Raw genomic sequence first — 8,437 nt, forward strand, 5'->3', positions numbered from 1 at the left:
TTGTCTCTTTCTTCTTTAAAATGAAGCCTACAAGATTCCTCGCTCCCAAAATTTGCTGTAAAACTGAATAAATTCATCGTTTTTTTTATCAAATATAACGCTTTTTTATTAATTATGGGTAATTGCGGACAATCAAAATAATATTTATTAGTTTATTCATAGAAGTCAATAAGCTCTTAAAAATGAAATAATTGTTTTTTACAAAAATTAACTATACGGTTTATCATCAAAGTCGAAGATACAACGTTTTACGAAAATTTTAAAAAATAAATTATAACGAAGTGCTGAGGTGAGAGAATGAAGAATAATTAGAGACTTCTTAAAAAGTAAAAACCCTTGAAAATCAATAGATTAACAAGGGTTTTTGTGGTACCTCCAGGAATCGAACCAGGGACACATGGATTTTCAGTCCATTGCTCTACCATCTGAGCTAAGGTACCATTGCCTTAGCGGTTGCAAATATAAATTTATTTTTTATACATATCAAAACTATTTTGAAAAATCTGTTGTATTTTTGAACTCTTTTACAAATTAGAATGAACTTAATTATTGATGTTGGTAATACTAGAATTAAAATTGCTGTTTTTAAGCAAAGTGAAATAATTCATACTGAAAGCATTATAAATGAAAATTTTCTTTCTATAGTTTTTGAAACAATAGAAAAATTTAACATTAAATATGGTATAATTTCTTCGGTTGCTTTCATAAATAATAACGATTTTTTAAAAATACAAGAACGTATAACCTTAATTGAGTTAGACTATTCAACAAAAGTTCCATTTAAAAACGATTATTCTACACCTAAAACATTAGGAGTTGATAGAATTGCATTGGTTTCAGCTGCCATTGCAAAATTTCCTAAAAAAAATGTATTAATAATTGATGCAGGAACTTGTATTACTTATGATTTTTTAAGTAAAAATGGAATTTATTTTGGAGGTGCAATTTCTCCAGGATTAAAAATGAGGTATAATTCCTTAAATTATTTTACTAAAAAGTTGCCACAGTTGTCGTATAAAGAAGTTGATCTTTTAATAGGTAACTCGACAAATGAAAGTATTCATATTGGAGTGGTTGGTGGTATATTGAATGAAATCGATGGTTTTATAAATCTATACAAAGAAAAAAATAAAGAATTAACAGTAGTTTTAACAGGCGGAGATGTTAATTTCTTGGCTAATAGATTAAAAAATGGCATATTTGCCAATCCTAATTTTTTATTAGAAGGCTTAAATAATATATTGATACATAATTTAAAATAAATGATTAAAAAAGTAATACTCGGAATTACGTTATTTACTACAATTGTAGGTTTTTCACAAAAAAATAATACATCTGCCTACTCTTTTTTTGGAATTGGAGATAGAAATAACATGACAAGTGTTGAGCAAATGAGTATGGGAGGGATTGGTGCTTCTTATTTTAGTGAGTACCAGTTGAACTTTTCAAATCCAGCAGCAAATGCAAACCTAGATTTTACAACTTATTCTTTAGCACTTGAAAATAAAAATATTTGGGCAAAAGATGAAACTGATTCTCAGAGAGGTTCTGCTACTTTTTTATCTTATTTGGCAATGGGTATTCCATTAGGTGAAAAAGGAGGTTTAACCTTTGGTTTATCACCTAATTCAATAGTTGGTTATTCATTAGTCACAAAGGGTATTGATACTAATAATGATCCTATCGATGCTACTTTATATAGTGGAGAAGGTGGGTCGAACAAAGTTTTTTTTGGAGCAGGCTATCAGTTGTTTAAAAACTTTAATATAGGTATTCAAGGTGGTTACATATTTGGGAAAATTGAAAATAATATTATTAACCAGCAAGAAGGTGCTTCATTGGCTACAAAATACCAGACAACAGCAAATTTAACAGGTTTTGACCTAAATGTTGGTTTTCAATACAAGGCATTGTTAAATAATAAAATTAATTTATATTTGGGCGGTAATTTCGAATTGCAAAATGAGTTAGAACTGAAGGGTAATGAATATCTATATTCTGTATCTCTTGAATCTTTTGAGTCTCCTCGTGATACAATTTTAAATACCAAAAGTTCTGGAATTTTAACTTCTCCTTTAAAATCTTCTTTAGGATTGGGTATCGGTAAAGAAAATAAATGGTTTGCAGGAATTGATTATAGTTATCAAAAAGCACTTCAAATAGATGGGGATATTTTTAATAGTTATTCAAAAATATCTTATGATGATTACAATAAAATTTCTTTTGGAGGCTATTATACTCCTAAATTTAATTCTATTACAAATTACTGGGAAAGAGTTACTTATAGGGCAGGAATGAAATTTGAACAAACAGGTTTGTTGGTTGATGCGAGTGGAAATAGAACAGATTTTACGGCAATTAATGATTTTGGCATATCTTTTGGAGTAGGGTTACCAATAGGAAAACAATTATCAAATATTAATGTTGGTTTCGAATTAGGAAAAAGGGGTGAAGCAACAAAAGGATTGGTGCAAGAGAATTACTTCAATTTTAAATTAGGACTTTCGTTAAATGATAAATGGTTTAAAAAATTAGAAATATTTTAATTATAAAGAGTTTTACAATGAAAAAAATGAGAATAATTTTGGTTTTGTTTGTGTTTGTATTTGCTACTCAGCTTGGTTTTTCCCAAACAGAGGAAGAATGTAATATTAAATACAATTTATTTAAAGGAGATTATAAAGCCAATAAGTACGATGATGCATATGAAAACTGGATGTGGTGTATGGATAATTGCCCAACGTTAACTATAAATATATATAAATTTGGTATCAATATTGCCTTTGAAAAGTATGATAAGGCTTCAGCTGCTGAAAAAGCAAATGCTGCTAAATTAGTAAACCGTGTTTTTGAACAACGTTTGAAACATTATCCACAAGATTTAGGATATGTTTATAGTGAATACGCATCATTCAAATCTGCACAAGGAGCGCCAGAAGATGAGGTTTTTGCTTTGCTAGAAAAAGCTTTTAAGGCTGATGCTACTGACATGTCTGCAAAAAACATCTATTTATATTTTGATATGATATTGAACAAATATAAAGATACAGATACCCAACGTGTTTTTGATACGTATGATGAAGTTGGAGAAGGTGTTGAAGCTAAAAGAGCTGAGTATACACTTAAAATAGAAGAAGTTAATGCAAAAGATTCTACTCAAGTAACAGCTAAAGATCTTAATAATAAAGATATTTATCAACAAATTATTTCTAACTTAGAGTTAGTAGAAGAGGGCTTAGATTCAAAATTGTCTGAAATATCTACTTGCGATAGATTAATTCCTTTCAACAAAAAATACTTTGACGAAAAGAAAACAGATGCGCAATGGTTAAGAAGAGCTGTGTCTAGAATGTATAATAAAGATTGTACTTCAGATCCATTTTATGCAACCTTGGTTGAGGCCTATGTAAAGGCTGATCCATCATCGGAAGCATCAGTATTTTATGCTGGTATTTTAATGAGCAAAGGGGAAACTAATAAAGCAATGGAATACTTTAAAAAAGCGGTTGATCAAGAATCAAATAAATATAAAAGAGCTAATTATTTATTAAGAATTGCACAAATTTTAAGTAAACAAGGTAGAAAACCGGAAGCTAGAAGTTATGCTTTCAAAGCGTTAGATGATGTGCCAACAATGGGAAGAGCTTATCTGTTAATTGCTGGTTTGTATGCCTCAAGCGCAAATGCTTGTGGTAATGATGTAATTTCTAAAAGAATGGTTTATGTGGCGGCACTTAATATGGCTTACAAAGCGAAATCAGTAGATCCTAGTGTTTCTAGTTTAGCAAATAAATATATTGCGAACTATTCAGACAATGCACCTTCTAAAAAGGATTTATTTGTTGCTGGAGTTCAATCAGGAAGTTCATTTAGAATTAACTGTTGGATTAATGAAACAGTAAGAGTACCTTAATTAAAAATTATTGATAGATAATTGATATATTTGTTGAATGACAAAATCAATTGTAATACTTATAAAATTCATTGCTGTTGTTTACTCAACAGCAATGTTTTTTTCATGTACAAATGATCCAAAAGAAGTACGGGATTTTTTAGCAGATAAAAATCTACCTATTGGTGAGGCAAATAATATTTTTTTGAAACATACAGATTCTGGAAGGATTAATATTAAAATGAAAGCCCCAATAATGTTAGATTTTAACAATAGAGAGGAACATCCTTATACCGAATTTCCAAAAGGTCTCAAAATTTCTACCATTGAGAAAAATGGCGATTCAGTTACTATTGAAGGAGAATATGCTAAAAGTTATTCGAAAACTTTGGTTTCAGAAATAAATAAAAATGTTGTTGTTATTAGCTATGCTCAAAATCATAAATTAATTACCGAACAAATTTTTTGGGATCAAAAAACTCATTATTTTTTTACCGAAAAGAAATTTACCTTTTTTACACCTCAAGACACAATTTACGGAACTGGATTTGAAGCCACTGAAGATTTAAAATCGTGGTGGGTTAAAAATCAAACAGGTGTTATTAATATTAAAGATTAAACAATGAAAAAATTAGGAAAAATATTTGAATATGGTTATTTACTTATAGCCGTTGTGTTTTTAGTTGAAACTTTTGTAAATTGGAATGTTGATAGGAAAAAGGCCTATATGCAACTTATTTTTGCGTGTGTAGCTACTTTTATGTATTTTTTTAGAAGACGTTTTAGGAAAAAATCGGAAAACGGAAACAAATAATAAATGGAATTTCATATTGTTATAATTATATTTTCAATTCTATTATCTGCCTTCTTTTCAGGAATGGAAATTGCTTTTGTTTCAGCAAATAAATTTCAAATAGAACTACATAAAAAGGAAGAAGGAATAATTGCCAACCTTTTAAAAAGATTAACTGCAAATCCTTCTAAATATATTACTACCATGTTGGTTGGTAATAATATTGTGTTAGTAATTTATAGTTTTTCTATGGGAAAATTACTCACAAGTTCCTTCGAATTTCTTCATTTAAATGAATTTTCTGTTTTATTAGTACAAACCCTAATTTCAACAATTTTTATTTTGATTTTAGCAGAGTTTATTCCAAAAACAATATTTAGGATTTACGCTAATGAAATGCTTTTATTATTGTCCCCAATAGCATATTTTTTTTATATAATTTTTTACTTCATTTCTCACTTCATTTCGTCAATTTCAAATTTCTTATTGAAATATATTTTTAAATCTTCAAATTTAATTGAAAAAATGGAATTCAGTAAGGCAGAATTGGGTCATTATATAACGGCACAATTAGAAAACGCAAAGGATGTTGATGAAGTTGATTCTGAAATTCAAATTTTTCAAAATGCATTGGAATTTGATTCTGTAAAAGCGCGTGAAATAATGATTCCCCGTACAGAGATAGTAGCAGTTGATATTAACGAAAACATTGAAAATTTAAAAGGATTATTTATTAAAACTGGTTATTCCAAAATTTTAGTTTGTCAAAATAATCTTGATGATATCTTAGGATATGTATTAGCTTTTGAATTATTTAAAAATCCATCCAATATTCATGAAATTACCCTTCCAATAGAATTTGTTCCAGAAAGCATGCTTATTAATAATGTACTTAATTTATTAACTAAAAAGAAAAAAAGTATCGCTATAGTATTAGATGAATTTGGGGGTACTTCTGGTATTTTAACGGTAGAAGATATTGTTGAAGAACTTTTTGGAGAAATAATTGACGAGCATGATACTGTTGAATTATTGGAAAACCAAATAAATGATTTTGAATTTGAATTATCGGCAAGATTAGAAGTAGATTATTTAAACGAAACCTATGATTTGGGTTTGTTAGAGAATGAAGCATATGAGACTCTTGGGGGCTATATAGTTTACCATAACGAGGATATTCCAATTGAGGGAGAAATAATAGAAATTAACAATCTTCACTTTAAAATGTTGAAGGTAGATACTTCAAAAATAATGGAAGTTTATGTAAAAATTATGAGAGAAAAAGATTAATAATTAAATTTGTAATATAACGGCAATTCAGTACGTTATTTCTACTCATTTCACTTTTATAATTAAATACTTAATTGTATTTTCGCAAACTGTAATAAACAAAATAACATAATGGCAATTTTATCAAAAATTAGAGATCGTTCAATGTTCCTTATTCTTATTGTGGGTTTGGCGCTTTTTGCATTTGTTTTAGATCCAAGTTCTATTCAAAGCTTTTTTAGTTCTAACAAAGTTAATTCTATTGGTCAAATAAATGGTGAAGAAATAGATAGGGAGGCATTTGCACTTGAAGTAGAGAATTATAAAACTCAATCGGGAGGTCGTGCATCTCAAATGCAAGCAGTAAATGCAGTATGGAGTACTACGTTAGGAGAAAAAATATTTGAATCACAATTGAAAGCTGCAGGCATTGTAATTGGTGAAAAGGATATCTGGAACTCATTGATTGCTTTACCTGAAATTCAAAATTCACCCTTGTTTAAAAATGAGGCAAATTTATTTGATGAAGAAAAATTGAAAGAATATATTTCAAATTTGAAAGATGAAGCTGAAGTAGGAGATAAACAAATTTGGGCAAATTGGCTTGCTACGGAAAAAGAAATTAAAAGAAATTTAGAAAGACAAACTTATACGAATCTTGTTTCTGCTGGTTTAGGAGCTTCTCTAAAGGAAGGCGAGAGAGATTATATATTTTCGAGCACTAAAATAAATGCAGATTATGTATTTGTTCCATATTCTTCTGTGTCAGATAGTTTAGCGAAAATTTCTAAAAAGGAAATTCAAAAATATATTGAGGGAAATTCTAAAAAATTCAAACCTGAAGCAACAAGATCATTACAATATGTAATCTTTAATATTGCACCTTCGGAAAAGGATGAATTAGAAGTGAAAAAAGAAGTATCTATTTTTATAAATGATAGAGAAGAATATAGCAATGCTGCTAAAACTACAATTTCGGTTCCTGGTTTAAAAAATGCAACAGCCTATGAAGCATTTTTAAATGATAATAAGTCTGATTTAGGAATAGATAATGGGTATAAATCTAAAAATAATTTTTCACCTTCAGTTGCCGATGTAATTTTTAATACTGCAACAGGTGATGTTGTAGGGCCATACAAAGATAATGGTTTTTACAAAGTTTCTAAAGTTGTTGAGATTACTCAAATTCCCGATTCTGTAAAATCAAGTCATATCTTGGTTCCTTATTCTGGAGCTGTGAGATCTACTTCCCTAAAAACTAAAGAAGCAGCAAAGTTTACAGCTGATAGTATTTTTGCGATTGTTAAAAACAATAAGGAGAAATATGCTGAAGTTGCCAATGAAATAAATACTGATGGAACAAAAGGAGTAGGTGGAGATATTGGTTGGGTTGTTAGAGATCAAGCTTTTTCTGCATCATTTGATAAAGATTTTGCTAATTTTATTTATAAAAATAACACTGGAAGTATTAATGTAGTTGAAACTGCTTTTGGATTTCATGTTATTAGAATAGATGAACAAAAGAAAAAAGATAATGTTGTAAAATTAGTAAGTTTTGCAAGAGCAATAGAGGCATCTGAAGAAACTGAAAATATTATTTTTGAAAATGCTGAAACGTTAGCATCTAAATTAACAGATGGGAAAAGCATTAGTGCTTTAGCTCAAGAAAAAGGATATGAAGTGCTTTCGGCATTAAATTTAAAAGCTTTAGATGAGGCAATTCCAAGCTTAAATAATCAACGTCAGATCGTAACATGGTCTTTTGAACAAGATAGAAAAGTAGGAGATTTTAAAAGATTTGATGTTGAAATTAACGGTAAGAGAGGATATGTAGTTGCTATTGTTTCTGGTAAAACTGAAAAAGATGGCATAGTTTTAAGTGTTGATGTTTTAGAAAAAATTAGACCTGAATTAATAAATAAGAAAAAAGCAAAATTGATAAAAGAAAAGATGAAAGGAGCAACATTAGAAGAGATTGCGAAAAATAGTAAAGTAACTGTTGCAACGGCTCAAGATTTATCATTAACAAATCCTTTGATAGCTGCTATAGGAATGGAACCAGGAGTTGTTGGAGGTATGTCAACTATTAAAATTGGGAAGGTTTCCAGTGTTATTGAAGGAGAAACAGGTGTATTTGTGATGGTTGTTAAAGACAGAAAATTACCTATTAAATTAGATAATTATGAAAATTACAGAAAAAAAATAAACCAAAATCTTAAATCAAGATCTTATCAATTATTCCAAGTTTTGGAAGATGCGGCTGATGTAAAAGATTTTAGAAGTACTTATTATTAGTCTAATAATATGAAAGATTTTATATTTATAGTCATAAAAAAAGTCTATAATAGACTGCCCCCAAAAAGTTAGACAAATTTATAATTAATTTTGACAATAATGAGCTCGATATTTTATCGGGCTCATTTTGTTTAGATTTGATTTAATTCTTTCGTTATTATAATAGTCTATATATTGTTTGATTTCAA

The 8,437-nt window shown here is 28.8% G+C and carries 8 protein-coding genes and 1 tRNA gene; 7 read left to right on the forward strand and 2 right to left on the reverse strand.

Translation table 11 applies throughout. From position 1 onward, the window contains the following. Positions 1 to 367: 367 nt before the first annotated feature. Positions 368 to 440, reverse strand: a tRNA-Phe gene (locus Q8S45_RS02710). Between the two features lie 96 nt (positions 441 to 536). Here Q8S45_RS02710 and Q8S45_RS02715 point away from each other — a divergent pair. The 7 genes from Q8S45_RS02715 to Q8S45_RS02745 all read left to right on the forward strand — a co-directional run bounded on the left by Q8S45_RS02715 (position 537) and on the right by Q8S45_RS02745 (position 8,249). Then, positions 537 to 1,262 (forward strand): type III pantothenate kinase, encoded by a 726-nt coding sequence (locus Q8S45_RS02715; protein WP_305601010.1) that lies wholly within the window; start codon positions 537 to 539, stop codon positions 1,260 to 1,262. Next, positions 1,263 to 2,546, forward strand: coding sequence for a hypothetical protein (locus tag Q8S45_RS02720; RefSeq protein WP_305601012.1), 1,284 nt, complete (start codon positions 1,263 to 1,265; stop codon positions 2,544 to 2,546). A 17-nt stretch (positions 2,547 to 2,563) separates the two neighbouring features. Continuing rightward, on the forward strand, positions 2,564 to 3,913 hold the full coding sequence (locus tag Q8S45_RS02725) for a lipopolysaccharide assembly protein LapB (protein WP_305601014.1): 1,350 nt from the start codon (positions 2,564 to 2,566) through the stop codon (positions 3,911 to 3,913). Between the two features lie 37 nt (positions 3,914 to 3,950). Beyond that, positions 3,951 to 4,511, forward strand: coding sequence for an LPS export ABC transporter periplasmic protein LptC (gene lptC / locus Q8S45_RS02730; protein WP_305601015.1), 561 nt, complete (start codon positions 3,951 to 3,953; stop codon positions 4,509 to 4,511). Between the two features lie 3 nt (positions 4,512 to 4,514). After that, positions 4,515 to 4,706 carry a hypothetical protein gene (locus Q8S45_RS02735; RefSeq protein ID WP_305601017.1) on the forward strand — a complete coding sequence of 64 codons (192 nt, stop codon included), beginning with the start codon at positions 4,515 to 4,517 and terminating at the stop codon, positions 4,704 to 4,706. Positions 4,707 to 4,709: 3 nt separating this feature from the next. After that, entirely contained in the window at positions 4,710 to 5,975 is a 1,266-nt protein-coding gene (locus Q8S45_RS02740; RefSeq protein ID WP_305601019.1) for a hemolysin family protein, read from the forward strand. 111 nt (positions 5,976 to 6,086) lie between these two features. Further along, positions 6,087 to 8,249, forward strand: a complete 2,163-nt coding sequence (locus tag Q8S45_RS02745; protein ID WP_305601021.1) for a peptidylprolyl isomerase — start codon at positions 6,087 to 6,089, stop codon at positions 8,247 to 8,249. 84 nt (positions 8,250 to 8,333) lie between these two features. Here the strand turns inward: Q8S45_RS02745 and Q8S45_RS02750 are convergent, their stop codons facing one another. Then, positions 8,334 to 8,432 (reverse strand): IS3 family transposase, encoded by a 99-nt coding sequence (locus Q8S45_RS02750; RefSeq protein ID WP_371132950.1) that lies wholly within the window; start codon positions 8,430 to 8,432, stop codon positions 8,334 to 8,336. Between the last annotated feature and the right edge of the window lie 5 nt (positions 8,433 to 8,437).

Origin of the sequence: Lutibacter sp., assembly GCF_030692605.1 — a bacterium.
In the GTDB taxonomy this organism is placed as follows: domain Bacteria; phylum Bacteroidota; class Bacteroidia; order Flavobacteriales; family Flavobacteriaceae; genus Lutibacter.